24 protein-coding genes and 1 pseudogene are annotated in these 26,914 nt (G+C 62.7%); 8 read left to right on the top strand and 17 right to left on the bottom strand.

Going from position 1 to position 26,914, the window contains the following annotated elements; translation table 11 throughout:
• From CQ020_RS20820 to CQ020_RS20830, 3 genes and pseudogenes are all read left to right on the top strand, one after another.
• Positions 1-649, top strand: a pseudogene (locus CQ020_RS20820) (hypothetical protein); the annotation flags it as partial.
• A 213-nt stretch (positions 650-862) separates the two neighbouring features.
• The gene (locus CQ020_RS20825; protein WP_024819058.1) at positions 863-1,060 is read left to right on the top strand and encodes a hypothetical protein; all 198 of its coding nucleotides are present in this window, start codon (positions 863-865) and stop codon (positions 1,058-1,060) included.
• Positions 1,057-1,287, top strand: coding sequence for a hypothetical protein (locus CQ020_RS20830; RefSeq protein WP_024819059.1), 231 nt, complete (start codon positions 1,057-1,059; stop codon positions 1,285-1,287). Before CQ020_RS20825 ends, CQ020_RS20830 begins: the two co-directional genes overlap by 4 nt.
• A gap of 74 nt (positions 1,288-1,361) precedes the next feature.
• On the opposite strand, the gene CQ020_RS20835 is transcribed toward CQ020_RS20830, so the two are convergent.
• The 5 genes from CQ020_RS20835 to CQ020_RS20855 form a co-directional block, all read right to left on the bottom strand.
• Positions 1,362-2,411: a lactonase family protein gene (locus tag CQ020_RS20835; RefSeq protein ID WP_374955208.1), complete on the bottom strand. Its 1,050-nt coding sequence runs from the start codon at positions 2,409-2,411 to the stop codon at positions 1,362-1,364.
• Complete coding sequence (locus CQ020_RS20840) at positions 2,408-3,238, bottom strand: aldo/keto reductase (RefSeq protein ID WP_105693845.1); 831 nt, start codon at positions 3,236-3,238, stop codon at positions 2,408-2,410. The genes CQ020_RS20835 and CQ020_RS20840 overlap by 4 nt, the downstream gene beginning before the upstream one ends.
• Before the next feature lie 62 nt (positions 3,239-3,300).
• Positions 3,301-4,323: an SDR family oxidoreductase gene (locus CQ020_RS20845; protein WP_374955207.1), complete on the bottom strand. Its 1,023-nt coding sequence runs from the start codon at positions 4,321-4,323 to the stop codon at positions 3,301-3,303.
• Positions 4,320-5,291: an aldo/keto reductase gene (locus CQ020_RS20850; protein ID WP_024819063.1), complete on the bottom strand. Its 972-nt coding sequence runs from the start codon at positions 5,289-5,291 to the stop codon at positions 4,320-4,322. The genes CQ020_RS20845 and CQ020_RS20850 overlap by 4 nt, the downstream gene beginning before the upstream one ends.
• A 32-nt stretch (positions 5,292-5,323) precedes the next feature.
• A complete protein-coding gene (locus CQ020_RS20855; protein ID WP_105693785.1) occupies positions 5,324-6,145 on the bottom strand; it encodes an aldo/keto reductase in 822 nt (273 codons plus the stop codon).
• Positions 6,146-6,344: 199 nt separating this feature from the next.
• On the opposite strand from CQ020_RS20855, the gene CQ020_RS20860 reads away from it, so the two are divergent.
• Entirely contained in the window at positions 6,345-7,232 is an 888-nt protein-coding gene (locus tag CQ020_RS20860; RefSeq protein ID WP_105693788.1) for a helix-turn-helix transcriptional regulator, read from the top strand.
• Positions 7,233-7,303: 71 nt separating this feature from the next.
• On the opposite strand, the gene CQ020_RS20865 is transcribed toward CQ020_RS20860, so the two are convergent.
• Together CQ020_RS20865 and CQ020_RS20870 are read right to left on the bottom strand one after the other, a co-directional pair.
• Positions 7,304-7,513 carry a dodecin gene (locus CQ020_RS20865; protein ID WP_026541717.1) on the bottom strand — a complete coding sequence of 70 codons (210 nt, stop codon included), beginning with the start codon at positions 7,511-7,513 and terminating at the stop codon, positions 7,304-7,306.
• Positions 7,514-7,626: 113 nt separating this feature from the next.
• On the bottom strand, positions 7,627-8,433 hold the full coding sequence (locus CQ020_RS20870) for an SDR family oxidoreductase (protein ID WP_105693791.1): 807 nt from the start codon (positions 8,431-8,433) through the stop codon (positions 7,627-7,629).
• Positions 8,434-8,593: 160 nt separating this feature from the next.
• Here CQ020_RS20870 and CQ020_RS20875 point away from each other — a divergent pair, with 160 nt between their 5' ends.
• Positions 8,594-9,025: a universal stress protein gene (locus tag CQ020_RS20875; RefSeq protein WP_054808808.1), complete on the top strand. Its 432-nt coding sequence runs from the start codon at positions 8,594-8,596 to the stop codon at positions 9,023-9,025.
• Positions 9,026-9,086: 61 nt separating this feature from the next.
• On the opposite strand, the gene CQ020_RS20880 is transcribed toward CQ020_RS20875, so the two are convergent.
• From CQ020_RS20880 to CQ020_RS20900, 5 genes are read right to left on the bottom strand one after another with little or no spacing between them, the layout of a single operon-like run.
• Positions 9,087-10,589, bottom strand: a complete 1,503-nt coding sequence (locus tag CQ020_RS20880) for a right-handed parallel beta-helix repeat-containing protein (RefSeq protein WP_258142139.1) — start codon at positions 10,587-10,589, stop codon at positions 9,087-9,089.
• A complete protein-coding gene (locus CQ020_RS20885) occupies positions 10,561-12,543 on the bottom strand; it encodes a pectinesterase family protein (protein ID WP_105693793.1) in 1,983 nt (660 codons plus the stop codon). Before CQ020_RS20885 ends, CQ020_RS20880 begins: the two co-directional genes overlap by 29 nt.
• A gap of 50 nt (positions 12,544-12,593) precedes the next feature.
• A complete protein-coding gene (locus tag CQ020_RS20890; protein WP_011773007.1) occupies positions 12,594-13,490 on the bottom strand; it encodes a carbohydrate ABC transporter permease in 897 nt (298 codons plus the stop codon).
• Between the two features lie 9 nt (positions 13,491-13,499).
• Positions 13,500-14,447, bottom strand: a complete 948-nt coding sequence (locus CQ020_RS20895; protein ID WP_105693796.1) for a carbohydrate ABC transporter permease — start codon at positions 14,445-14,447, stop codon at positions 13,500-13,502.
• A 33-nt stretch (positions 14,448-14,480) separates the two neighbouring features.
• Entirely contained in the window at positions 14,481-15,797 is a 1,317-nt protein-coding gene (locus CQ020_RS20900) for an ABC transporter substrate-binding protein (protein WP_105693798.1), read from the bottom strand.
• A 315-nt stretch (positions 15,798-16,112) separates the two neighbouring features.
• Here CQ020_RS20900 and CQ020_RS20905 point away from each other — a divergent pair, with 315 nt between their 5' ends.
• Genes CQ020_RS20905 through CQ020_RS20915 form a run of 3 tightly spaced genes read left to right on the top strand, consistent with a single transcriptional unit; the run spans position 16,113 to position 19,584 of the window.
• Entirely contained in the window at positions 16,113-16,973 is an 861-nt protein-coding gene (locus CQ020_RS20905; RefSeq protein WP_105693800.1) for a PmoA family protein, read from the top strand.
• Positions 16,974-16,978: 5 nt separating this feature from the next.
• Positions 16,979-18,559, top strand: coding sequence for a glycoside hydrolase 43 family protein (locus tag CQ020_RS20910; protein ID WP_105693802.1), 1,581 nt, complete (start codon positions 16,979-16,981; stop codon positions 18,557-18,559).
• The gene (locus CQ020_RS20915; RefSeq protein WP_105693804.1) at positions 18,556-19,584 is read left to right on the top strand and encodes a LacI family DNA-binding transcriptional regulator; all 1,029 of its coding nucleotides are present in this window, start codon (positions 18,556-18,558) and stop codon (positions 19,582-19,584) included. Before CQ020_RS20910 ends, CQ020_RS20915 begins: the two co-directional genes overlap by 4 nt.
• Positions 19,585-19,687: 103 nt before the next feature.
• Here the strand turns inward: CQ020_RS20915 and CQ020_RS20920 are convergent, their stop codons facing one another.
• From CQ020_RS20920 to CQ020_RS20940, 5 genes are read right to left on the bottom strand one after another with little or no spacing between them, the layout of a single operon-like run.
• Positions 19,688-21,364, bottom strand: coding sequence for a thiamine pyrophosphate-binding protein (locus CQ020_RS20920; protein ID WP_105693806.1), 1,677 nt, complete (start codon positions 21,362-21,364; stop codon positions 19,688-19,690).
• Positions 21,361-22,167: a cyclase family protein gene (locus CQ020_RS20925; RefSeq protein WP_105693808.1), complete on the bottom strand. Its 807-nt coding sequence runs from the start codon at positions 22,165-22,167 to the stop codon at positions 21,361-21,363. Before CQ020_RS20925 ends, CQ020_RS20920 begins: the two co-directional genes overlap by 4 nt.
• A 7-nt stretch (positions 22,168-22,174) precedes the next feature.
• The gene (locus CQ020_RS20930) at positions 22,175-23,806 is read right to left on the bottom strand and encodes an NAD(P)/FAD-dependent oxidoreductase (protein WP_105693847.1); all 1,632 of its coding nucleotides are present in this window, start codon (positions 23,804-23,806) and stop codon (positions 22,175-22,177) included.
• Positions 23,807-23,831: 25 nt separating this feature from the next.
• On the bottom strand, positions 23,832-25,610 hold the full coding sequence (locus tag CQ020_RS20935) for a flavin reductase (protein WP_105693810.1): 1,779 nt from the start codon (positions 25,608-25,610) through the stop codon (positions 23,832-23,834).
• Between the two features lie 27 nt (positions 25,611-25,637).
• Positions 25,638-26,879, bottom strand: a complete 1,242-nt coding sequence (locus CQ020_RS20940; protein ID WP_105693812.1) for a styrene monooxygenase/indole monooxygenase family protein — start codon at positions 26,877-26,879, stop codon at positions 25,638-25,640.
• Positions 26,880-26,914: the final 35 nt, after the last annotated feature.

Raw genomic sequence — 26,914 nt, forward strand, 5'->3', positions numbered from 1 at the left:
CCCGCCCGCACCCACCACACCCCCAGCTGTCGCCTCGGCGCCAGTGGTGCCACCCGTGCAGGCGCCGACCGCCCAGACCTACACCTTCCCGGACGGGCATTTGTCCTTCACCTATCCGGTCGGCTGGAGTATCCGGGCGGACCAAGGACCATTCGATCCTCCCGGGACTGCGGAAGCCTCGCGCATTGTGACTGTCTTCGACGCCGCTGGGGCAGAGGTAGCCCGTGTGTTCAATGGAAACTATGCGGATGGTACGGGCGGCATTGTGGACCGAACCATTCTGGACCGTGCCGTGGTTCCTGGGGTGAGAGATACAGCAGGAAACCAGGTGGAATTCGGTTTCTCCGTGAATTACGCCATGAATTACGACTACAACTCCGAAAACGGGGGCATGCCCACGGCTAGTGGGCGTTCCGACTCGCCTCCGTTTTACGTCATGGATGTCCGGCTCCCTTCGGAGCTCCAGGCTGGAGTCAGTTCTTCCGGGATCAACCAGGTTCGTGTTCCTAACGGCATCATGAGTGCTTACGCGGTTTTCGATCCCGCCAAGCAGCCCGCCTTCGCCACCCCTGAAGCAGCCAAGGCCTGGATGGGCAGCACGCAGTACGCCCAGCTGAAGTCCATGCTCCTGAGCCTGAGCTACAAGTAACCCCATCTGAGTCGCAGTTGATGCCGTTCTGAGCGCTCAGAACGGCATCAACTGCGACCTACTTGGGTCAGCGGGGGATGCCCACTGTGCTTTTGCATGGACACATCCACAAACGCTATGCATTTGTCCATAACGATCGTCGCGTGACTTTCATAAGGTTGAGGAGATCTGCTTCACATAACGCCCCGATCTACCCAAGGATGAGTTTCAACGATGAAGAGCATCGCCCTCCTGCGCGAACGAGCCACCCGCGTCATGCCTACCGGTTCCCACTGCCCGGCGTCGGGCCTGTGGAGCCCGGACACCGATCCTGATGCCGTCCAGGTTTTCGCTGAAGGACATGTCCTGCCGGCCCACGAGGGCGTGCCCACCGTCTGGCGCCGCCGCACTGCCGCTGAAGTGTCGGCATGACCAGCACCATCCTGAACAGGCCCGCCGATTACCGCCACGTTCCGGCAGCGGAGTGGACGGAGCTCAACTCAGGTGATCCGGTGTGGATCTACGACGTCGCATGGGGCGCCGGCACTGGCCGCGTTGATGACGTTTCCAAGCACCAGGAACTGCTCTGGGTGGTCCTTGAACCCACAGGCCGCCGACTGATCTGCGGAACGGACGACGTCGAGGTCTGGACCGCCTGAAAAGACTCGCCGAGGTGGCATTTAATACCAATGTCTGAGCGGATCATACGTATTAAATGCCATCTCGGCGGTAGTTAAAGGGCGGGAACCAGCATGCTGGGGGATCCCGTCTCCACCCTGCTCACAGGACCGTCCGGGAGCCCGGTGGCTGGGTCCAATTTGAAGCTCACGACGTCGTCCGAGCCTTCGTTGGCGACGTACAGCCAGCCTTCGCGGACCAAGTGGTGGCGCGGCCAATCGCCGCCGCACGGCACCTCCGCGACGGGCTCCAGCTCAGCCCCGCCGTTGGATACCTTCAGCACACATATGCGGTTGGATCCCCGCACGCCCACATACGCGAAACCCCCGTCCGGGGACAACGCAATCTCGGCGCCGGAGTCGCCGTCTTTGGCCCCTGTGGCACTCGCCGGAACCACGGAAGTCAGCACATAAGCACCGTCCGGTTCCATCCGGAGCGAAGCTACTTCCACCGAGTATTCGGTGTTCACCAAGACTGTCCCGCTGTGATGCCGGGCCATGTGCCGTGGGCCGGAGCCCTTGGGGAGGATCACCTGGTGATCCGGCTTCAGTCCCTCACCCGGCGCGTACTGCCACACCCGGACAAGATCATGCCCCAGGTCCGTGGTCATGACTCGGCCGTCCGGCAACATAAGGCTTGAGTGCGCGCGGCTTGGCCGCTGCTCGTCCGGGGACGTCGCAGTGTGGGGGTCGACGGCGGCTGCCGCACTGGTGCGCGAGGTGATGGCGCCGTCGTCGTCCAGTTCATACAAAATCACTTGGCCGTCGCCCCAACACGTGGCCACCAGGAAGCGTCCGTGCGGATCGGCGGCCACGTGGCAGGTCGCGTCGCCCGCCGGCCAAGGATCGCCGAAGGCGTCCAGTTCAGTGTCGCCCGTCCGGCGATACGCCCGCACGGTCTTCCCTTCTTCTGCAACGGCGTAGACCACCGGGAGTGTCGGATGCAGTGCAAGGAATGATGGCGAGTTGGCGGTGGTCGCCAGGCCCAGGTTCGTCAGCTGGCCGTCGTTATCAGCAGAAAGTGCGACGATGCCCTCGCCGTGGCCGTTCCTGTCTGCAGTGTAGGAACCAACCCAGATCAATGTTGCTTGGTCACCCACGGTCAGTGCCCCTGAACGTCTGAGTCCACGCCGGCGTCCGGTCCGGCGTCGAGGGTTTGCAGTTTGGTGAGGTCGTCGGGGTCCAGTTCGAAGTCGAAGACGTCCAGGTTCTCCTTCATGCGCTGCGGATTGGAGGTCTTGGGGATGGCCACCAAACCCTGCTGGACGTGCCAGCGGAGCACCACTTGGCCCGGCGTCTTCCCGTACTTGCCGCCGATGCCGGCCAGCACGGGAGCATTCAAAAGATCGCTGCTGGCACCCAGCGGGCTGTAGGACTCGGTAATGATGCCGTTTCTTTCGTTGAAAGCCCGGGCAGCAGGCCGCGGAATGGAGGGGCTGATCTGGATCTGGTTGACGGCAGGCACAACATTCGTTTCACGGAACAGTTGGTCCAGGTGGGCGGGCTTGAAGTTGGAGACCCCGATTGAGCGCGCTTTGCCCGACGCCTGCAGTTCCTCGAAGGTTTTCCATGTCGAGACGAACTCGCCGCGGCGCGGGAGCGGCCAGTGGATCAGCAACAGGTCAACGTAGTCCAGCCCCAAGCGTTCCAAGGATCCGTCCAGCCCGGCAATGGCCTTGCCTGAACCCTGGAATTCCCCGTCCAGCTTGGTGGTGATGAAGAGCTCTTCGCGATTCACCCCGCAGGCACGGATGCCGTTGCCCACACCCGTCTCATTGCCGTATTTCTTTGCAGTGTCCACGTGCCGGTAACCATGCGACACAGCCTCCACCATGGCATCGGCAACCTGGGCATCATTCAACGGCCACGTACCAAGTCCCAGTTGCGGGATCTTATGGCCGTCGTTGAGTTCAATGAGCGGGGCAAATGTCATGGGCATGATCTCCTTCTTGGTCTGTTGCTGTTCTACGCTTGCCACTTGCTGCTTGGCAACAGCTACCGCCGCGACCAGTCATAGAGCCGATCGCTCAACTCCATATAATCCTCGCTCACTATCTGCAGCTCAGGATGGGTGTCATGCCACGCCACGATCTCCCTGGCACCGTCCGCGAACGGAATCGTGGCCCTGTAATCAGGAACGAGCGCTTTGATTTTGGAGTTGTCGAACACCACGGAGTGCGAGCGATCGCCCAGCAGATTGGGGCCGAGCTCAGAGCTGTGGGCGGCGATGGTCTCCGAGGAGACGTGGAACAATTCCGGCTCGTCCACCCCGGCCGCCCGGGCAAACAGGCGGTAGATCTGGTTCCAGGGAAGGAACTCGTCCGAGGTGATGGTGTAGCTCTCACCCACAGCCTGCGGCCTGCCCAGGAGTCCCACAAAGGCCTTGGCGAAATCGCGGCTATGCGTCAGCGTCCACAGCGAGGTGCCATCGCCATGCACCATGATGGGCATCCCCGCGCGCATCCGGTGAATGTCGGTCCATCCGCCCACCATCGCGATCTTGGTGCGGTCATACGTGTGGGACGGCCGGATTACCGTCAGCGGGAAGTCCTGGTCACGATAGGCCTCGAACAGCAGCTCCTCGCAGGCAATCTTGTCCCTCGAGTACTGCCAGAACGGGTTCTTTAGCGGCGTCGACTCCCGGATAGGAAGTGTGGTGGGCGGCTTCTGGTACGCCGAAGCGGAACTGATGAAGACGTACTGACCTGTCCGCCCACGGAACATGTCCAAGCCGGCCCGCGCCTGATCCGGGGTGTAGGAGATAAAGTCCGCAACGGCGTCGAACTCTCTTCCTTGAAGTACCTCCCGCACGGCAGCGGCGTCACGGATGTCCGCATGCAAGACCTCGGCGCCATCCGGGACGGGCCGCCCGGCTGACCGTCCCCTGTTGAGGATGGTCAGCCGGTGGCCCAGTGCGACGGCGCGTTCAGCCGCCGCCGAGCTGATGACCCCGGTCCCGCCGATGAACAGGATGCTCCGTGGCGAGACGGTGTCCGCCTGCGGTAAGAGGTTGCTCACCAGGCGTAGTCTTCGGGGGCAGGGCGGTGGCCTGGGAAGATGTCGTCGAGCCGCTTGAGGGCGTCCTCATTAAGGGAAACGTCCAATGCGCGGATGGCTGCGTCCAACTGCTCCTGGGTGCGCGGCCCAACAATCGGAGCCGTCACTGCAGGCTGGTGGAGCAACCAAGCAAGCGCCACATCGCCGGGCTTGTGGCCAAGTTCGTCCGCGAAATCCTCATACTGACGGATCTGGTCCTCATGCTTGCGGAGCGTCTCCAAGGCGCGGCCCTCAGCGCGCCGGACTCCCTGTTCTTCCTTCTTCAGGACGCCACCCAACAGCCCGCCCTGAAGCGGAGACCAAGGAATCAGGCCCAGGCCGTAGTTCTGCGCAGCCGGGATAACCTCCAGCTCCACTTCACGCCGGAACAGGTTGTAGATGGACTGCTCGCTGACCAGCCCGGTGTAGTTGCGCTTGCGGGCAGCTTCCTGCGCTTGGGCGATGTGCCAGCCGGCAAAGTTGCTGCTGCCCGAGTAGAGGATCTTCCCCTGCTGGACGCCCACCTCGATTGCCTGCCAAATCTCATCCCACGGCGTATCGCGGTCGATGTGGTGGAACTGGTAGACGTCAATGTAGTCCGTCTGCAGCCGCTTCAGGCTGGCATCGAGCGCCCGGCGGATATTGAGTGCCGACAACTTGGACTCGTTGGGACGGTCTGTCATGGTCCCGTACAACTTGGTGGCAAGGACCGTACGCTCGCGGCGCTCGCCGCCCTTCGCGAACCAGCGGCCGATGATTTCCTCGGTCCAGCCGCGGTGCTCGGTGCCGCCATAAACGTTGGCGGTGTCAAAGAAATTGATGCCGGATTCCAATGCGGAATCCATGATGGAGTGTGCCGTTGCCTCGTCGGTTTGTGGGCCGAAGTTCATGGTGCCCAGGCACAGACGGGAAACTTTCAGGCCTGAACGGCCCAGGTGGGTGTACTGCATGCGGTTGAGTCCTTTGCTGTTTTCGTGGGGCTTTAGAGCTGGGTAAAAGCTGCGACGGCGGGATCGGAGCCGATGCGGGCACCCGCCTCGAGTGCCGTAATGGCCGCCAGCTCGGATTCGGTGAGGGTGAGATCAGCTGCGCCGAAGTTCTCGCGCATCCTCTTGGAGTCCGCGGACTTGGGGATCACGATGGTCCCCTGGGCGAGGTGCCAGGCCAGGATCACCTGTGCAGGAGTACTGCCGTGGGCGGCGGCCACAAGGGCCACTTGCTCCGCGTTCAGGTCCTTACCCTGCCCCAACGGGCTGTACGCCTCCACGGCGATGCCGAGGTCACGGCATTTGTTGGCCAGCTCGCCCTGTTGGAAGGTGGGGTGGACTTCGATCTGGTTGACGGCCGGTACCACCTCTGCTTCTTTGAGCAGTGTGTCCACGTGGTCAGAGAGGAAGTTGGAGATGCCAATGGCCCGGATTTGCTGGTCCTGGTGCAGTTTCTCCATCTCCTTCCACGCCTGTGTGAAGAGGCCCTGCGAAGGGACAGGCCAGTGGATCAGGTACAGATCAATGACCTCAAGGTCCAAGGCGTCGCGGCTGCGTTGGAAGGCGTCGTACGCTTCGCCCTGCTCGCCGTTGCGGAGCTTGGTGGTGATGAACAGTTGTTCCCGCGGAATGCCTGAGGCCGCGATCGCAGCGCCGACTCCGGCCTCGTTGCGGTAAGCAGCCGCGGTGTCGATGTGGCGGTAGCCAGCTTCCAGAGCGTCTTCCACTACCTTCTGCGTTTCCTCGGCAGGTACTTGGAAGACACCGAACCCAAGCTGGGGGATGGTGACGCCGTTGTTCAATGTCAGCTCTGGCATGACGGTCTCCTTCGACGGGTGGTTATGGCGGTGACGCTCCGTCTTCCCGTTTCCAGAAAGCGTTTTCGGAGGCTCTGTACCGAGCCTATTCACTTTTGGCGGCAGAGTCAGCAATCCAGCGTGATCCTGTTTTTCCTAGGTCTGGCAGTCCTACCCACAATGGTGGCCTTTCACACGCAGCGAGCGGCAGAATGGACAGATGGGTCAAAGCGCCGAATTCGGTAAATTCCTCAAAATCATGCGTGCCCGCCTCTCACCCGAGGACGCCGGATCGCAGGAGTACAGCGGTGCCCGCAGGGTGCCCGGACTTCGCCGTGAAGAGGTTGCCCGACTCTCCGGAGTGAGCACCGACTACTACACGCGCCTGGAACAAGGCCGCAACATCCACCCGTCCAAAGCGGTCCTCGACTCTGTGGCACGGGCACTGCGCCTGGACGCGGGGGAGCAGGCACACATGATGGACCTGCTGGAGCACTGCGCCAGTTCCGCAGGCTTGGCACAAAACCCGGTTCAAAAGGTGAGGCCGGCACTCCGGCAGTTGCTGGACGCCGTGGGTGATGTTCCAGCCATGGTGTTGGGGCGGCGTGCGGATGTGCTGGCCGGAAACCGGATGGCTCACTTGCTCTTCACCGATTTCGCATCCCTCCCAGCCCCGGAGCGCAACCTGACGCGATGGATCATCCTGGACCCCTCGGCCGGGGCGCTGTTCAGGGATTGGAAGACCGTGGCCGCTGAAGCTGTGGGTGCCCTGCGCATGGACGTGGGCCGGCACCCCAACGATCCTCAGACCAACCAACTGGTGGGTGAACTCGCCGTACACAGCGAGCACTTTCGGCAATGGTGGGCCGGGCACAGGGTAGCCACCCGATCCGCGGGCACCGTCCGGTTGCACCACCCGGTGGTGGGGGACCTCGAACTGAACTTTGAAACGCTGAGTCTCCCGGACGACCCTGACCAGCTGCTGAGGGTGTATTCCGCGAAGGCCGGCTCGCCGTCGTCGGACGCTTTGACGCTGTTGAACTTTGGCGACGTGGGCGCCCCAGCCCAGGTCACCGCACCCGAACCCTCACGCCGAGATGGCACTTAGTGACAATCCGGAGTTCCGGAACTGTCACTAAGTGCCATCTCGTGGGGTGAATAGGGGGTAAGCGCGAGGAGTTAGCGCTCCAGGCGGAAACCGAGTTTGATGGTGACCTGCCAGTCGGCAACTGCGCCGTCCTCGAGGTGGCCGCGGATTTCCTTGACCTCAAACCAGTCCAGGTTCCGCAGGGTCTCGGAGGCCGTTGCGATGCCGTTCTTGATCGCGTCGTCAACGCCTTCGGTGGAAGTTCCTACAATTTCGGAAACGCTATATGTGTGGCCGGCCATGGTGCTCCTCATCAACGTCATACGAATCTCTGGAAAAGAAAATCAGGCCCGCCAGGCAGGCCGTCCATGCAGACTAGCCCACGGATCACCGTGCGGCCAGAGGCTGCGGGAGCTTAGCTTTCGCGCCAGTCATTGCTGGTGATGTGCGAGCCGGCCTGCGGCCCCATCTGCAGCATTCCGCCATCCACGGGCCACGAAGCGCCGTTCACATAGCTGGAAGCCGGTGACGCAAGGAAGGCGATGACGGCGGCGATTTCCCGGGCATCTCCGGGGCGACCCAGCGGAACACCGGGCCGTTCCTGCTGCCTGGGATCCTCGTCTTCCTGCCCCGTCATGGGGGTGGCGATCTCACCCGGAGCCACGTTGTTGGCAGTGATGCCGTGTTCAGCAAGTTCCAAGGCCATGGTTTTGATGAGGCCACCCAGACCATGCTTGGACGCGTCATATGCCGAGGCGCCCACCCTTGGTTGGAACTCATGGACGCTGGTGACCGCGATGATGCGACCGCCGCGGCCGGCTTTCACCATGCGCTTGGCTGCCGTCTGCATTGCCACAAAGGCGCCGTTGAGGTTGGTATTCAAGGTGGACATCCACGTGTCGTAGTCCAACTCCAGGAATTTGGTGCCGTCGCCGGTTCCGGAGTTGTTGACGAAGACGTCCACACCGCCAAGTTCCTCAGCCAGGTTGTCGATGGCCGCAACCGTGCCCCGGACATCCGTGGTGTCCAGTTGGTGGACCACCGCTTTCCGCCCCAGACTGCGGACCTCCTCCGCTGTTTCCTCAGCGCCCTGCTGGTCCGAGTGCCAGGTGATCCCCACGTCCATGCCGGCCTTGGCCAAGGCCACCGCGGTGGCCTTTCCAATACCTGAATCCGATCCCGTGACGATGGCGGTCTGCGGTGAAAATGGTGCGTCGCTCATTGTCTTGCCTTTCGGTGGTGTGATGGTTCCGATGATTATCCCTACCCCCTGATTTCCGGCCGTAAACACTCCCGGCCCAAATGGGTCATCCCGGCGCAGGGTGATGGAGTGTAGATTTCTTGCAGCAGCACCCAGTGAATCCCCACAACCAGGAGTACTCATGTCAGAAGTTATTGTGGTCGGCGTTGACAGCAGCGAGACCGCCAAGCGCGCAGCAGTGGCAGCAGCGAAGCTCGCCACCGCACTCGGCGCGGAACTGCACGTGATCAGCGGCTTCTCCGATGACCGCATCGAAGAATTCGGCAGCGGCAGCGACCGCATCACCGTCTCCTCGGCGGACTCCGCTGAATATGTGGCCCGCAAGGTTTCCGAAGAGCTGGACGTCCCCGCCGGCAACATCAAATACTTCGCAGCCCGCGGCACCCCGGCAAACGCCCTCATCAACTACGCCGAGACCAACAACGCCTCGCTGATTGTGGTGGGCAACAAGCGCATGAAGGGCCTGGGCCGCGTCCTGGGCAGCATCGCCAACAGTGTTGCCCACGGCGCTCCCTGCGATGTCTACATCGTGAACACCGACGTCGACGCGTAACCAACCCATGTAGGTAGCAGCAGATGCCGTTCTGAGAGCTCAAAACGGCATCTGCTGCTACTCAGTTGGGTGAGCCCGACGTGCCGTTCAGCACCACCACGTTGGAACGGCTCACTCCGCCGCCCGTGACCAGCAGGACATGCCCTGGCTGAGGGGTGTCGGACGTGACGGTGAGGTCCCGCAGGGTGGAACCGTCCGCAGCCACCAGCAAGGTAACGCCTTCGCTATTGCTCAGGACCACATCCCCCGCATTTCCCGTTGCCCCGGCCAGGGTGATGTTCCGGCGGTCACCCCAGATAACCGAGGGCTCGTGGTAAATGCCCGGTTGAAGCAGCACTGTGACAGCTCGTGGGTTATTCGCTGGGATTGCGCCGACGGCCGCCCGGATACTGGCAAAATCGCCCGTTCCGTCCAATGCCACGGTGATGACGTCCCGAAGCGCCGGCTCGGTCCCGCCCAAAGGTCCTCCGAAAGCACGTACCAGCGCCGGAACTGCCTTGGTGGGGGTCAGCTCATAGGAGTAGGGGACGTCGAACGCCATGCCCTGATCCTGGCCGGTGTTCCCGGTGCACTCCTCGAATACGTTGTTGCGGGCCACCAGCGCACCGCCGGGCCCCTGGTGGTGAAGGGGGTTCCGGACATCCCGGAAGTAATTTCCTTCCACCAGCAGCAAGGCAGCGTTCCGCCCGAGCATGCCGTAGCTGGAGATGTCCTCCAGGTAATTGTTGTAGACATGCGAGGCCGCCGTATTGTCCAGGCTGGCGTTGCGCTGGTGCGTGTTCCGGATCCAATTGTGATGCAGCGTCACCCGGGTGACCACGTTCTGCGTCCAGCCCTCTCCGAGGGCCTTGTTATGGTCTGAAAAGACGTTCCAGGACAGCGTGACGTTGTCGCAGTCCTTGCGGATATCCACCAGGCCATCGCCCAGCCGGGTGAAATGCATATGGTCCACCCAGACGTGTGTGGAGGTGTCCACCTGGATCCCGTCCCTGTCATTGTCAGGCCGTTTCCCCACAAAGTCCCCGGGGATGTAGGAGTCCCGGACCGTGAAGTTTCGGAACACGACGTTGGCGACATTGACCAGTTTGAATCCCGCATTGACTACTGCGGCCGCTTCACCTGCGCCGAGGAAGGACTTGTTGGAGGTCACCGTTAGTTTCTCGTACTCCGCGAACACCAGTTCGCCGTGCAGGATCACCACCAGCGGCTCGGCACTTTTCGCGAAAACGCGGAGTTGTTCCGGCGTTCTGGCGTGGACCAGTGTGCCGCCCGCACCACCAGTAGTGCCGTCGTGGCCGTGGGATGCGACGCCGGCGAAACCCTCGGGTGCCGACGTCCAGGAACCGCCGTTCCCGCGGTTTACCGGCAACTTGGCTTCGCCCCAACCGTGGGGATCGACGCCGGTTGGGCCACCATCAGTGGCTGGCGCCGCCATTGCCGGGCTTAAGAGGCCGGTGGAGGCCAGGGTGCCAGCTGCGAGTCCAGCGGATAGGAGGGTCCGGCGTCGAATGATTGGTTGTTGTGCGTCCGCCATCTCAAGCACCTGCCGCTGAGGTCCAGTCACCGAGGAACGTGTCCTTAGTGAATTTCAGGGCCTCTTCCGGAGTGAGTTGGGGGTGGAACTCGTTGGTGTATGCGCCGGGCCCGGTGTTGTTGTACTCAGCGAAGCGCCCTTCGGTCCAAGCATGCCCACTCATGTCTGACCAGCCCTGCTCAGCGATGTGACTGCCCAGGTTCGAGTCCCGGATGACGGCCATGGGGTGCGCGTTGGGGTCGCTGCTGGCAAACCAAGGGCGTCCCAAGCTGACGGTCCCGGGTGCAGCGTCAGAGGTCAGGGTGCTGTCCACGATCAGGAAGCCGTAAGGGTTGGAGTCCTTGGTGCTGGGTGCCACGATGTAACCGTTGTTCGTGTCGCTGCCGCGGTCCAGCGAATGGATGGTGCAGCCGTCAAACACCGCCGTGCCCCGGCCGTAGAGGAAGTCCACGTCACCTTCGATGTAGCAGTTTTTCAGGTAGGTGCGGGCAGTCGCATCCCGGCCGGTGGTGTCTGCAAGGTAGGTGTCCTGGTTGCCGAGGAACCTGGTGGTGTCGAAGGTGATTTTGTCTGCCACCGTCCGCACCGCGAGGGCCTGGCTACCGCCGAGAACGGCCTCGTCATAAGCGTTTTCCACTGTGAGGTTCCGGACCGTGGTGTTTTCCGCCAGAACGTTGAGCGTGGCACTGCCCGCAGCGCCCCAGGTTCCACCGAAGAACTTTGCCCCGTTTGCAGGGGTGTCGTAGGAAATGACGACGTCGGCCGGGTTGGCTGTTGCTCCCTGCAACGTCACGTTGGGCCGGTCGGCCCAGACATTCACCGATTCCCGGTAGAAGCCGGGCTTGATGGTGATGGTCCGGGGTTGTGTGTTCCCCACAGGAATCAAGCCAATGGCCGCCTGTACGCTGCCGAAATCGCCGGTGCCGTCCAGCGCGACCGTGACCTCCGTCGTCGTGCTTGGTGCTTTGTTTTCGCGAGGTCCGGCGCTGGTGGAGACCAAACCAGGTACCGTGGCGGCATTGTCCTTGGAATAGGCGTAGAACTGTGTGGGGTCGAAGGCGCTGCCGACGTTATCCTTGCGGCCGCGGGTGGACTCGAAAATGTTGTCACGGTTGACGATTTCCGTGGCAGGGTCCTTTGCCACCACGGGATCGGCAACCGCGGTGAAGTAGTTGCCCTCCAGGACCACCTTGGCGGCGTTGCGGCCCATCATTCCGTAGTGTCCGATGTCCTGCAGGTAGTTGTTGTAGACGTGCGCAGCCGCTGTGTTGTCCAGGCTGAAGTTCCGCTGGACAGTGTTGCGGATCCAGTTGTGATGGATGGTCATCTTGGTGACTGCGTTGCTGGTCCAGCCAACGCCCAGGGCTTTGTTGTTGTCCGCGAACACGTTCCACGAGTAGGTCAGGTAGTCCGAGTCCTTGCGGGTATCGATCATGCCGTCGCCCATGCGCTCGAACTTCATGTGGTCCACCCAGACATGGTGCGAAGTATCCAGTTGGATCCCGTCACGATCGTTGTCCGGGCGTTTGCCGTCCCAGTCGCCGGGAATGTAGGAATCACGGACTGTGAAGTTCCGGAAGATCACGTTGGACACGTTGATGAGCTTGAAGCCGGCGTTCACCAGCTCCACACCCGCGCCGGTACCGATGAAGCTCTTGTTCGATGCGACGGGAATCTTGACGTAGTCCCGGGCAGTGATGCTGCCCTTGAGGAAGATCACCAGCGGCTCCTCGGTCGCGGCGTAGGCTTTGAGCTCCTCCAGCGAGGACACGCTCACGTGCCTCCCCGCCTGGCCTCCGGTGGTCCCCTCAAGCCCGTTGCCGGGAAGGGCCGCGAAACCATCGGGACGTTGCTTCCACAGGGCCGCCGCTTCCGGCGGTGATTCGGTGCCGCTGTGGATGGGCTCCGCCCTGGCAGGCACAGCAGTAAGGCTTCCAAGAATGACGACGGCGGTGGCCGCGCCGAGTAGGCGTCGCAGGCGCATGCAAAACTCCTTTGTCTTGTCTGGATTGGTGTGGCTCTGGGGTGAGGGGGCTACTTAAGGCCGGTGGTGGCAATTCCGTTGATCAGGTACTTCTGCCCTGCAATGAAGAAGCCGATGATGGGGGCGATGGACACCACTGACATGGCGAACATGGGGCCCCACATGCTTTGTCCTTCCGAGTCCATAAAGGCGCGAAGGGCCAAGGGAACGGTGTAGAGGTCCTGGTTCTGGATGTAGAGCAGCGGACCAAAGAACTCGTTCCATGTGGAGATGAACGTGAAAATAGCCGTGGTGGCCATGGCCGGCACGCAGAGGGGCAGAATGACCCGGATGAAAGTACGGAACGGGCCGCACCCGTCAATCTGGGCGGCGTCGTCCAATTCCTTGGGCAGCGACTTCATGAACTGCACCATGAGGAAGATAAAGAAGGCATTGGTGGCCATGAAGTTGGGAACGATCAGCGGCAGGTAGGTGTCCAGCCAGCCGAGCTGGGAGAAGATGATGTACTGCGGAACCAGGAGAACGTGGCCCGGCAGCATGAGTGTTCCCAGCATGAGGGCGAAGAACAGCTTCCGCCCGGTGAATTCCATCCGCGCGAAGGCGTACGCGGCCAAGGCGCAGGAGAAAATGTTGCCGATGATGGAGAAAATCACCACGATCATGGAGTTGATCAGGTAAACGTGGAACGGCTGGTCCAGCGCGGTCCAGCCTTGGGCGTAGTTGGAGAAGTCCCAGTTTTCGGGCCAGAGCCCCAGCTGCCTAAAAATATCGTTGCTGGGCTTCATCGAGCTGGAGATCAGCCACATCAACGGGTAGAGCATCACCAGCCCCACCAGGCAGAGAATCAGATGCCGTGAGAAGCGGGAAACCGGGGTTCCCGTCAGGGCGTCTTCAGGTTGATCCTGCTTGGCCAGCTTGCGCTTGAGAGGTAAATCAAGGAGTGCCATGGGGTTGCCTTAATTGTCGTAGAAGACCCAGAACTTGGATGCGATGAAATTGATGGCCGTGAAAATCGCGATGATCATCAACAGCAGCCAGGCCATGGCCGAGGCATACCCCATCTCGAACTCGGTGAAGCCCTTCTGGTACAGGTACAGGTTGTAAAACAGCGTGGAATCCGCCGGGCCCCCGGTACCTCCGCTCATCACATAGCCCTGGGTGAACGTCTGGAACGAGCCGATGAGCTGCATGATCAGGTTGAAGAAAATGATGGGGCTGATCAGGGGCAGTGTGATGCTGCGGAACTGCCGCCACTTGGAGGCCCCGTCAATTGAGGCAGCTTCGTAGTACATCCCGGGGACCTGCCGTAGTCCGGCAAGGAAGATCACCATGGGGGAGCCGAACGTCCAGACGTTCAGCACAATGAGGGTGCTGAGGGAGAACTGGGGGTCAGTGACCCATGCGGGGCCCTGGATTCCGAAGATGCCCAGGAACCCGTTGACGATTCCGTCGTTGCCGAAGATGTAGCGCCACAGCATCACGATTGCCACGCTGCCACCCAGCAGGGAGGGCAGGTAATAAACAGAGCGGTAGATCGATAGGCCCTGAAGCCCTCGGTTCAGCACCAGGGCAACCAGCAGGGCAACAGCCAGGGAGATAGGCACCGACACGAAGGTGTAAATGAAGGTGACCTTCAGAGACTGAATGAGCCGTGGGTCCTCGAACATGGCCTGGAAGTTGGCCAGCCCCACAAAGTTGGGCTCAGTAAAGAGGTTGTAGTCCGTAAAAGCCAGGTACAGCGAGGCAAAGAACGGAATGACGGTGAACAACATCCCCAGGAACCACGGGAGAAGGAAAAGATATCCAGATCGCTGCTTCCTGCGCCGGGACGGGCGGATGCGCGGTGTGCCGCCTGCCGCGGCTGACGTCGGAGCTCCGGGCGGCTGCTTGGTCAAAACTGTCATGGCGCCAAGACCCCCTTGGAAGTAGCTGCAGGCTTACTTGTTGATTGCTGCATTGCTCTTCTCCATGAAGGTCTTAGCCGCATCCGCGGGGCTGATCCGGCCGAACTCCACTTCAGTGGTGAGCTGCTTGAGGGTATCGGCTACAACACTGGCGCCTTTCGGATATACGTAGGCGGGCGGCAAGTCCTCTTCCTGGATGGCGGCCATCAGGTCCACGAACGTCTTGTCATCCGCGCTCAGCTTGGGGGTGATGGAATCGGCCACCTCCGGGTTGATGGGGACACCGCGCTGGGTGAGGACCTCGGCGGCACCTTCAGCATCGTTCGTCAGGAAGTCCACCAGTTTGGCTGCTTCCTTGGGGTGCTTGGACTTGGCCGCGATTGACCACAGCATGGTGGGGTCGGCGGAGTAGCCGCGGCGCTCGCCGCTGGTTTCGCCTGGAATGCGCAGCAGGACAACCTCACCCTCAACGGCCTCGTTGTAACCACGGAAGTTGTTGATGGGGATGATCTGCGAAGCGACCGTGCCCTTCGCGAGGTAGGACTGCGCCGGCGAGCCGCCAATTTGCTCGAAGAATCCTGCGGGCGGATATCCGCCGGCTTTACGGAGGTCCACGCTGTACTGGAACCAGTCCTCGATGGTCTTCTCGCTGACGCCGAGCTTGTTGTCCTTGGTGTAGAAATCCTCACCGCGTTGGCGCGCGAGCATGATAGGTCCTGTTTCCGTGGCGACGTCGTAGCCAGCTCCGTAGACTTTTCCGCCGGTTTTCTGCGTGACTTCGGTGGCGAACTTGGCGTAGTCCTCCCAGCTCCAGGTCTTGTCGTCCGGGATGGTGACGCCAGCCTGGTCCGTGATGGTCTTGTTGACCACCATGCCGATGGTGGTCACGCCGGTAGCGAGGCCATAGAGCTTGCCGTCAACCTCGCCACGGCTGAGGGTGGTTTCCGGAACCTTGTCCAAGTTCAGCTCCGGGAATGACTTGAGGTCCGCGAGGGTGCCACGCTGTGCGTACTCCAGGAGGCTGCGGTTGGCCATGGCCAGGACGTCCGGCGGGTTGCCGCCGGCAAAGCGGGTAGCGAGCTTATCGGCGTAGGGTGCGCTGTCCTGGTACTCGGTTTTGACGGTGATGCCCGGGTTCTTCTTCTCAAAGATCCGCAGAGCAGCTTCGGTCATTTTGGCCCGGTTGGCGTCGCCCCAGAAGACGAAGTTCAGTTCCACGTTGCCGCCGCTGCCGCTGCCGGAGGACGTTGCGCCTCCTCCTCCACAGGCGCTGATCGTCAGTCCTGCCGCCACCATCGCGGCTCCCAGGACAAGCCTGCGCGAGATGGGAGTGTTTGCTGTCTTCTTCATTGAATGACGCCTTTCTGGTGCCCGATCTAGGGACGTAAGTACGGAGTTTCCGAGCTTTCCCGGCAGAAACTTTCTGAGGGTATGCGGATTTGCAGCGAGACAAGGGTCCTCACTGAGACCAAAATGAGGAGCAAAAATACTGAGTAAACGATTTCTAGCAACAATCCACTGTGACTGTCAACACATCATCGCCGTTATACGGAAACTTCTTGAAAGAAACTTTCGTCAAGAGTTGCCGAGTTCTTTCTGTTCTGTTTATGCTGAACCCACGCAACCGCGCTGCCATCACCAGAGCACTCACCGCAAGGAGGTCCAATGGGCAGTTTCCAGCTCCACGGCGCAACCGTGGCGCGGGTGAACAACGGAGTTGACCTGGCAACGGTGCTGGCCCCCAGGCCTTACCTGCACCCCCTCCGCACTTTGGCCGGCGCGCCCCTCACGGAAGCCGGTCCAGACGACCACCCGCACCACCTGGGCCTCTCGCTCGCGTTCTCGGATGTGAACGGAAGCAACTTCTGGGGCGGATCCACCTACACCGGGCACGGCCCTGCTCTTCTGGCCAATCACGGCCGTCAGGTCACCTCTAGGTGGAGTTACCAACCCGGAAAGGCGGGCGGGACTGTCACGTGGATGGACATGAAAGGGCAGGAACTAGCCAGGGAACAGCGGAGCTACACCTGCCAGGACCACCCGGACCCCAACTCCTGGAGCCTTGCGTTTGAATCCTTGATCCAGCCCGCAGGTGACGTGGAGCAATTGTGGGTGTCGTCGTCGGCGGTTAAGGGGCGCGAAGGCGCCGGTTACGGCGGAATCTTCTGGCGCTTCCTCGCGGGTGACGGCCCGGCGGGCGTGCTGTGTTCGCAGGGCGCCGGAACGGAAACGGCGCACGGCTCGCTCTCCCCGTGGCTCGTGGTGACAACCCGGCAGCACGGCCGCGAAGTTAGCGTCGTCCTCGCGCAAAACCCCGCCGAACTCCGTCCTTGGTTTGTCCGCACAGAGGGATACGTCGGTGCCGGACCCGCGGTTGCGTGGAGCGAGGCTGCCCGGGTGGACCGCAACAGGCCACTCAACCTCAGCCTCCACGCCGTCATCCACGACGGCCACATATCCAGCCGCCACCACGTGGAAGAACTCCTTCTCCAGCACTTCAGCAGCTCTCCGGACAGGACACCATGACAAATATGGGAAATCGACACCGCATCCCCGTCTACAACAACCCCATCCTCAACGGCGACTGGCCGGACCCGGATGCAGTCCAGGTTGAGGGCATCTACTACCTCATCGCCTCCAGCTTCAACCGGGTGCCCGGGCTGCCTGTGCTTCGCTCCAAGAACCTGGTGGATTGGGAGCACGCCGGCCACGCACTCCCGGAACTGCCTCAGACGAACCACTATTCGCTGGTGAGGCACGGAAGTGGCGTGTGGGCTCCGGCGCTGCGTCACCACGACGGCAAGTTCTGGATTTTCTATCCGGATCCGGACCACGGCATTTTCGTGCTCTGCGCAGAGAAGGCGGAAGGACCGTGGAGCGCACCCCATCTCCTCTATCCCGGCCGCGGACTCATCGACCCCTGCCCCCTGTGGGATGACGACGGCACCGCATACTTGGTCCACGGGTGGGCCAAGAGCCGGATCGGGGTCAAGAACCGGCTCACGTTACATCGGATGAGCCCGGACGCCTCCCGGCTTCTGGACCACGGCACCCACGTCATCAACGGCGAGGAGCTTCCGGGGTTCACCACCCTGGAGGGGCCCAAGTTCTACAAGCGCGACGGCTGGTACTGGATCTTTGCTCCGGCAGGCGGTGTTGCCACCGGATGGCAGTCGGTCTTCCGCTCGCGTTCGCCCTTTGGACCCTATGAGGAACGCCGCGTCCTGGAGCAGGGTGATTCGCCGGTGAACGGCCCGCATCAAGGTGCATGGGTAACTACTCCCCAAGGCGAAGACTGGTTCCTGCACTTCCAGGACCGGGGGGCTTACGGCCGCGTAGTCCACCTCCAGCCCATGGGTTGGGGCACGGACGGCTGGCCTTGGATGGGCACACCAGCGGACGACGACGGACCGGGAACCCCCGTCTTGAGCCACCCTTACCCGGTGGGCACCTCGCCCGAAGACACCGCGCCTCCGTCCAGCGACGGTTTCACGTCCCCTGGCCTGGGCCCGCAGTGGCATTGGCAGGCCAACCCCCGGGACGAATGGCTTTCCACCTGCGGAGGAGGGCACCTGATTCTGCGTCCGCAGGCCAACGATCCCATCAACCTCCGGGAACTTCCCAACGTCCTGGCCCAAATCCTCCCCGGCGAACCGTCCACCTTCACCACCACCCTGGAACTGGACGATGTGCCCGTGGGTACCCGGGCCGGCGTCGTGGTTTTGGGACAGCGATACGCCTGGTTGGGGATGGTGCGCACCCAAACCGGCTACGTCCTGGGGAGCGGCACTGGTAGCGAAGGTCCGCACGAGCAACCGATCGGACGCGCAGTCACACTTCCGGGCCCGCGCATTGAGCTTCAAATTCGAATCGATGAGACTCCTCAGGCCACGTTCGCCTGGCGTGTAGGCCCCACGGATCCGTGGCAGATTCCCATCTGGGATTTTGACGTGGTGGAGGGTCGGTGGATTGGTGCCGAACTGGGCATTTTCGCTGCCTCACCCCTGGGCTCGCGTGAACACGGCAGTGTTAGGGTTGGACCCGTGCGGGTGGACACTGCGCCGGTCCGCCGGGCAACCACCCAGCGCATTGCCGCTCCCGTATCCCCATGAGTTCAAGGACCGCCCCGTTGACCGCCACACCGCGCCCCAAGATCGCAGATGTGGCCGCAGCTGCGGGCGTTTCCGTGCCTACCGTTTCCAAGGTGCTGAACGGGCGTTCGCACGTTTCGGAAGCAACGCGCGCCCGCGTCCAGCAGGCCTTGGAGGAGCTCGACTACACCAAGCGGAACTCGCCCAGCGAACCCGGGCTGCTTCAACTGGTAGTGAACAACTTTGATTCTCCGTGGGTCCTGGAAACCATGGAGGGCGTGGAAGCTGCGGCCACACGCCTTGGCTACACCGTGGCCTACACGCGAGCCGTGAACGCCACCGCGGAGAACTGGCAGAAACTGCGGGAGCCCTCCGGCAACCGCCTCGACGGCGTGATGCTGTTGGCTCCGCGGCAGGGATCACCCTTGGTAGAGCTGGCGCGGACGCTGAACATCCCCGCCGTCGCCATCGACCCCGAAGGCTCCCAAGGCCTGCAGATACCCAGCGTCAGCCCGGCGTCGTTCTCGGGAGCACTGCGTGCGGTGTCCCATCTCCTGGAACTGGGGCACGAGCGCATTGGCATCATTACCGGCCGCGTCCACAGCCCGGGTCATGGGCGTGCCCGTTATGCCGCCTACGCGGCAGCCCTTCACGAAGCCGGGCTCCCGGTACTTCCCGAGTTTGTGCGCGACGGCGATTTCAGTATCGAGTCCGGGCTTCGCTTGGGCGGGGAGCTTCTGGACCTGCCGGACCGGCCTACAGCGATTTTCACGGGCAGCGACCTGCAGGCTCTCGGGGTGATGAACGCTGCGGGGCAGCGGTCCTTGAAAATCCCTGGCGACCTTAGCATTGTGGGATTCGACGACATCGCCCAGGCAGCTCTCACGTCACCGCCGCTCACCACGGTCCGGCAGCCACTCGCGCAGTTGGCGTCCATGGCCGTGGGCATGCTCACAGAGAAGATCGAACAGGGGAAGGGTTCCACGGCTGCGCTCGAAGTCGCCACCGAGCTTGTTATCCGCGGAAGCACCGCTCCGCCCAAGTAGCCACCGCACCCAAGTAACCGCCGCACCCATGTAAGTAGCAGCAGAGCGCGTTCTGAGAGCTCAAAACGGCATCTGCTGCTACTCAGTTGGGAGAGCCCGGCAGTTAGTGGCCTTGGAATGCTTCGGCGAGCCACCACGAGCCGCCGTCTGAGGCGATCTTCGCGTCGATGACGAGGGGACGGTCCTGCGTTCCGGCTTCGTAAGCCGCGATCCACGGGCGCACAGCATCGAGGTCGGCTACGGACCGGACGGTCACACCCTCAGCCCCGAATCCGCGGGCGATCGCGGCGATGTCGGTGTCCGGGAACACCACGCTGGCGAGCTCGGCTTCTGTGTGTTCGGAGGCGAAGTGGTGCACCTCGGCCCCGTAGGCGGCGTCGTTGTAGACGATGCACACCAAGGGCAGTTTCAGCCTGGCAGCGGTCTCCAGTTCGCTGATGCCCATCAGGAATCCGCCGTCTCCGGCACCCAGGACGGGCAGCCGGTGAGGCTGGGCGAGAGCGGCCCCGATAGCCGTGTAGAGCCCGAGCCCAATTGCTTGGAAGGCCTGGGTGAAACAGAAACCGAACTCGTCCGGTACGGCAAGGTACTGGCTGGGGTAGCCCATGAAGTTCCCCGAATCCACGGCCACGATCCGTTCCGCAGGGAGCAGGGTATCCAGTTCGCGGGTGAGTGTCCGTGGATCGATGGAGGTCGCCGTGGACAGGTCTTCGGTCTCCACGTCCCGCCACCGCGAGCCCTGCTTGATGGCCAAGGCGTTGGCTTCCGTGCGGTACCTCTCCGCAGGCTCCGGCTGTACAACGGCCAGCGCGGCCAGCGCATCCTTAGCTGTCAGGGCTGAATCTCCCAGTACACCCATCGTGATGGGCCGGTTGGCTCCCAGCGCGGAATCTTCGACGTCGATTTGCACCACCTTGGCCTCGGCGGAGATCAGGCGTCCGTGCCGCATGGTCCACATGTTCAGCGCACAGCCCCAGCCCACTATCAGGTCCGCGTCGCTGATGAGCTCCGCGGTGGTGGGTGATGAGAAACCCCCGGAGATGCCGAGGTTGTGGGAGTCGCCGTTGAACAGCCCGCTCGCTACTGCCGAGGTCGCCACGAGCGCACCGGCGTGCCGTGCCAGCTCCAGGATCTGGTCACGGGCCCCGCGTCCTCCGCGTCCGGCGACGAAGACGGGCCGTTCAGCGGCGGAAATCAGGGCCACCAGCTGCTCAACGGCGGCAGCGTCGGGGCGGATCTTCAACGGCTTAGGCACGACGACGGCACTCACCTCGTCCGCGGCGGCTCCACTTTGGATGTCCAACGGCAGGCTCAGGACCACGGTGCGGCGCTCGTTAACCGCAGTCCGGAACGCCCGTACGGTGTCGGCAATGGCTGTGGAGGGGGAGTGAATCCGCTCGGCCACAGCGCCCACGCTGCGGGCCAAACCGTCCTGGTCAATCTTGAAGTTGGACCTGATCGCTGCAGCCTGGGTGTCGGCGGTCAGCACGATCATCGGCGTGCGGCTTTTTGCTGCTTCACCGATACCGGTGATGGCGTTGCTCAGCCCGCAGCCCTGATGAGTGGTGACCACTCCCACCTTGCCGGACATCCGCGAATACGCGTCAGCCATGGTGGCAGCGCCGCCCTCATGCCGGGCCGCGGTGAACGGCACACCCTCGGCCATGAGCGTGCCGGTGACATCGAAGTTGCCGCTGCCCACCACACCGAAAACGTGCCCGACGCCGAGCGTCGCCAGCGTCCGGCCCACCAGCGTGGAAACCCGAACATGCTCGCTCATGCTGTTTCCACCGCGAGCTTGTCCACCGCATCCTTTTCCACCAGTGCGTACACGCGGCTGGGGCTACCCGTGCCGCCGACGATCGGCAGCGGCGCGACCACCAACGTGGCGCCCGTGACGGGGAGCCGGTCCACGTTGCGCAGTGAGGTCACACCGTACTTGTCTGCGCCGAGCAGGAACGAATGGACGGGAAACATCGGATCCAGGGCGCCGGCCTGACCGGCATCGATGCCCACCGTTTCAACACCGAAACCGGAGATCGAGGCGTTTCCGGCGAGCCACTTGGCACCTGCCGCAGAGACCCCGGGAGTGTGGGGTCCGGCGTCGTCCGCGTTGACGAATGCCGCAGCGTCAGCGCCGCGGGCCGCCCATCCGGTCCGGAAGATCACCCAGCAGTTGTCCGGGAGCAATCCATGCTCAGACTGCCACTGCTCAAAATGCTCGGGCTCCAACAGGAAATCCGGATCCGCGGCAGCTTCAGCCGTCTTGTCGATCACCACCAGCGGCCCCACCAGCCGGTGCGGTTCAATCTGGTCCACGGACTTGCCGTCCTTGCCAGTGATCCAGTGAACCGGAGCATCCAGGTGCGTCCCGGCGTGTTCGCCCACCGTGACGTCGTTCCACGCCCAGGCCGGTCCGGCGTCGTCGAAATTACTCACCGGCGAAACGGACAAACCCACCGTGTTCGCGAACGGCTGCGGCAGATTCAGGATGGGGGTCTCGGAACTGAGGGGCGTGGTGAGATCGATGATTTCCACTGAACCACTCGAAAGGGCTGCAGTGAGCCCGGCCAGAACAGACATTGTTCTCCTATCGCTTGCTTGGTTTAAGTGCTGCTTGAAGACGGGAAAGTGGTGAGGGTGGTGCGGTCAGTTTCTGGGCCACCAAGTGTCCGGAACCGCCGGAAAGTCCGGGGCCGGGGTGAGTTGATGCACCGATATGCCAGAGGCCCTCGACGGCGGTTTGGTGTCCTGCCGCCACAGGGAAAGGCCGCCAGAGCAGGTTTTGGAAGAGCTCCGCGGAGCCGCCGTAGGGGTCGCCGTTGACGGCATTGGGGTTCGCGGACAACAGGTCCGTGGGGGCAAGGATGTCTGAAGCAAGAACCGTAGCCCTGGTTCCCGGGGCGAACTGTTCCAGCCGGGCAAGGACCCGTTCCAGGTACCTGTGCTTCAGCTCGTCAGTCCAGCCGCCGGTAACGGACAGCTCGCCCGCAGCGTCGCCCACGGGGGCGAACGGCACTTCCTGTAACTGCAACCACAGCGTTGCCTTGCCCTCCGGAGCCCGCGACGGGTCCAGGACGCATTGTTGGCCCACCACCACCGTGGGTTCGTTGGGTAAGAGTCCGGCTTCGGCCTGGGCGCAGGCAATCCCGGTGCTGTCCGAGCCGTTGCTGATGTGCACCAACGGGACGCTGTTCAGCCTGGGATCGAGCCATTCCACCGGCTTGTCCAAGGCGAGGTGGATCTGCATGGCCCCGCGGCCGTTCTGGTACCGTTCGGCGGCGTCGGCAGTACCGGCCGGTGGCTGGCGTAGAAGCTGGGTGTAGAGGGCCTGGGGCGAAACATTCGCGAGCACAGTTCCGGCGGAAACCACACCTTGCGATGTGCGGACGCCGGTGACGGAATTGCCCTCCACCAGGATCTCCTCGGCCTCTGCGCCCAGCATGATCTGTGCCCCGTTGTCGCGCAGCAGCGACTCAAACGCCTCCACGAACCTTGAGGCCCCGCCTTTCACTATCGGGAGCCCGAAGCTGTGCATGCTCAGGGCCATCACCGGGAGCATCACCCCGCCGGTGGCCTGGTCCGGGCCGAGACCTGCGTGCAGGAGCCACGGCGACCACAGCTGGTCCGCTTCCCAACCATCGAAGCGGCTGCGGACGTAGTTCCGGCCGCTCATCACGGAATCACGGACGAAGGCTTCCGTCCCTTGGAAGCGCCCGCGACGAAGAGCCCCAAAAGCAATCTTTGCCACCTCGGAGAAGGACCGAAGCTCGGCTCCGAAAGCCCCGAACACGGTGCCTGCATTCCGTCCAAGATCATCCAACATGGCCAGATAAGCGGCTTCATCCCGCGGCTCCTTGAAAGCGGCCGCTGTTTCGGCCGGGTCCCGCTCGGCGATGACCACGCGGTGGGTCCCGCTCACCGGATCCGCGGCAACACTGGCCGTCACTGGGCCGGAGGTATTGCAATACTCCAGGCCCCTCGCATGCAGCTCCCGGCCCAGCGCCCCGTAGGCACCACCGGACACGAACAACGGGTGCCAGGAGGAGAAAGAGTCGTGGATGAAGCCAGGCAAAGTCCGCTCGGCGGAATGGATAAAACCACCAAGCCGGTCCGAGCGCTCAATCAAGCACACGCGCTTCCCGGCCAAAGCCAACTCTGCGGCCGCCACCAAGGAATTGATACCGGAACCGATGATGGCGACGTCAACTGAACTGTCCAAATCCGCACCTTTCAAAAGGGAGTTCCTAGAAATCCGGATGGCTGGCGGTGGCGTGATACTTGCCGCCGTGGAACACCAGGGGAGCACCGCCGTCGTGCTTGTAGCTTTCCACCTCACCCACATAAATAACGTGGTCCCCGGCATCATGTCGCGAAACGGTTCGGCACTGGAAGGTTGCCACGGCGCCGTTCAGCAGTGGAACCCCTGCGATTCCTTCAGTTGTTTCCGCGCCGACGAACTTGTCCGTGGCCGGTGTTGCGAACTGGCGGGACAGGACGTGCTGGTCACTGGCCAGGATGTTGATGGCAAAGTGCGTTGCGTCCTCGAAATCACCCAGGCTGGGTGCCCGTTTGCTAGGGCACCAGAGCACCAGCGGCGGCTCCATGGACACCGAGGTGAACGAATTGGCGGTCATGCCCACTTTGCGGCCGTCCGCCGCCACGGTGGTTACCACGGTGACCCCGGTGGCGAACTGTCCCAAGGCGCTCCGGAAATCACGGACATCGAAAACCGACGTGTCCTCCTCTTTTCTGGCCTGCATGAAGTCCGCGGCAGCAGCGGAGTCAAACCACCACGGGTACGACGTCCGCGGATCATCAAAGCCACTGACGATGCTTGCTGCCAGTGCCGGATGCTCCGCGGCCTCGCTCAGCAGCGTCTTCTGGTGATCCCGCCTCGGCTTCAGGAGATCGTTGGTCCACTCCACCGCCCACTGGCCCCAGCCGCGCCAGAACTCATCGAAAGTTCGCTCCATCCATGGGCGGTCAAAGGGCCGCTGGCCGCGGCGAACGATCGCGTCCAGGTAGTACTTCGCTGCCAGGGTCGCATTGTTGGAACCCTGCCCGGTGAGGGGATCATTGAGGACCACGGCGTCGCCGAGCCCGAATACCAACTTCCCGTTGCCGAGCTCCCCAACGGCAGACCTCACTGTGGGTGTGATGCGACCCAGGAGCGTGGCGCCGTCGTCCGTCAGTTCCGCACCGGCGAAGTTCGCGGCCTCGTGCGGGAAGTGCTCGCGGAGGATTTCCAGCGAACGTTCGAGCTGCTCTTGCGGGGTCCCGACGTCGGTCCACCGGTCCATGGGACCGCCCACCACGCCTTCGAACACCATCATGCGGCAAGGGCCCGAAACCGTCAGGCCCGGGAAGGTAAAAAACTCGCCGACGCCGGGAACCATGGACATGCGGATGGCGTCGCCGCTGCTGGAGGTGCTGGAGGGCGCGCCGCCCGGTGCGGCTCCGTTCGCCTCGCCGGCGGTAGCGCCGCCGTCGGGCTTGACATAGTTCAGGGCCAGGACCCGCTGCGGACGGTCGAAAGGGGACTTCGCCTTGTCGCGAGGGAAGATCTGGCCAATCTCGCCCTTGCCGGTGCTCACGATGACCAGTTCGTAGTCATGGGCGAGTTCCTCGAGCATGCGCGGGGTAACCTTCTCAATGCGGAAGTCACCCCCGGCGGCCACAAACGTCTCGATCCACAGGGCGCTCTTGATGCGCTGATCGATGGATCGGGCGGGGCCGTCCAGGGGGGCTTCCCACTCAATGGGGGCTTCGGCATCCACGCGCATCCGGATGGAGGTGATGCCCGGGACGGATCCGGACTCGTAGAATCCGGTGAGCGCCGTCCCCATCTGGGCTTCGGCGTCCAGGGCTGTGGAGAACATGCACTGGCTGGACATGACTTTGCCCGTGCGGATCTGGGCTGCCGAGCGATCGGACAGGAGTGTCACCGCGAAGCCGTCCCGTTGGAGGCCGAGGGCCAGCTGGGCGCCGGATTCGCCGGCACCAATAATTGCTATCTTGCGCATATCGGAGTCCTTATTAGCAGGGCTGTGCTAGGAAACCTTGGCTGCGGAGAGGCCAGCCAAGTAGTCAGCAGCTTTGTCCGGGTACATGAACCAGTTCTGGAATTCCGGCGGGTGGTTGAAGCCGTTGGCGAACCGGTGCGCGATGTCCGGCTCAGTGTTCGCAGCCCCCAGGAGCTCAAGGACGTGGGGCGGCGGCGGAGCCAGGAGGGCATTTGTCCAGTGTGCAACGTGCTGCGCGTAATCCCAATAGCGCTCGAACGTGGCCTGCATGAACGGCGCATCGAAGGCCTGTCCGTCGTGGGCGATGATGCTGGCCAGATACGACGCCGCGCACTTGCTGGCGTTGTTGGAACCCTGCCCGGTGATGGGATCGTTCAAAACCACGACGTCGGCCAGGCCCAGTACCTGCCTGCCGCTGGGCAATGTGGCAATCGGGTGGCGGACGGTAGGTGCAAAGCGACCCTGAAGCACGCCGTTGGGATCGGTCAGTTCCACATCAGTGGCACGCTCGGCCTCCCACGGCAGGAAGGTGTTGAGGATGTTTTTGGAGTTCTCCAGGTGTTCCTCGGGGGACAGGCCCTTCCACGTATCCATGGGGCCGCCCGGAACTCCTTCGAAGACCATGATTTCGCAAGGGCCGGACGTGGTCAGTGCCGGGAAGACGAAGTATTCGCCAACGCCGGGGATGAGATTGAACGAGACCGCGGAGTACTCTTCCCGCGGCTTCAGGCCCTGCACATAGGTCAGGGCCAGTGCCCGCTGCGGTGCGTCGTAGGTGCTGCGTTCGGTGTCGCGGGTGAACAGTTGGGCGATCTCACCCTTGCCGGCGGCCACAATCACCAGATCCGAGTTCTGCGTGTATTTCTCCAGCTCAGCTACGCCTGCATCTTCGAACACCAGCTCGCCGCCCCGTGCGGTGAACTCTTCCATGAACTTGGGGAACTTCACCCGTTGATCGATGGACTTGGCGTGGTTGTCCAAGCGGGAAGCCCAGCTGATGGCCTTCTCGCCTGGCAGTTCGGGGTGCGGGATAGTGAAAGAGATCCCGTCCACGGTTGGCGCGTCCGGCCAGAAATCCAGCCCGAGGTCCCGCTCGTGTTCCAGGGCGTTATGGAAGATGCACTGGCTGGAGGCTACTTTGCCCTCAGCAATCTCTTCGGGTGTGCGGTTGGAGATCGTGGTCACTTGGTAGCCGGCGTCGAGCAGGCCGATGCCGAGCTGCAGTCCGGACTGGCCGGCGCCCACGATGGTGATGTGGCGTTGCGTCATGATGTTTCCCTTCTCTGTGGTGGAAGTTGCGGTGA

Source organism: Arthrobacter sp. MYb23 (assembly GCF_002979775.1).
Taxonomy (GTDB): domain Bacteria; phylum Actinomycetota; class Actinomycetes; order Actinomycetales; family Micrococcaceae; genus Arthrobacter.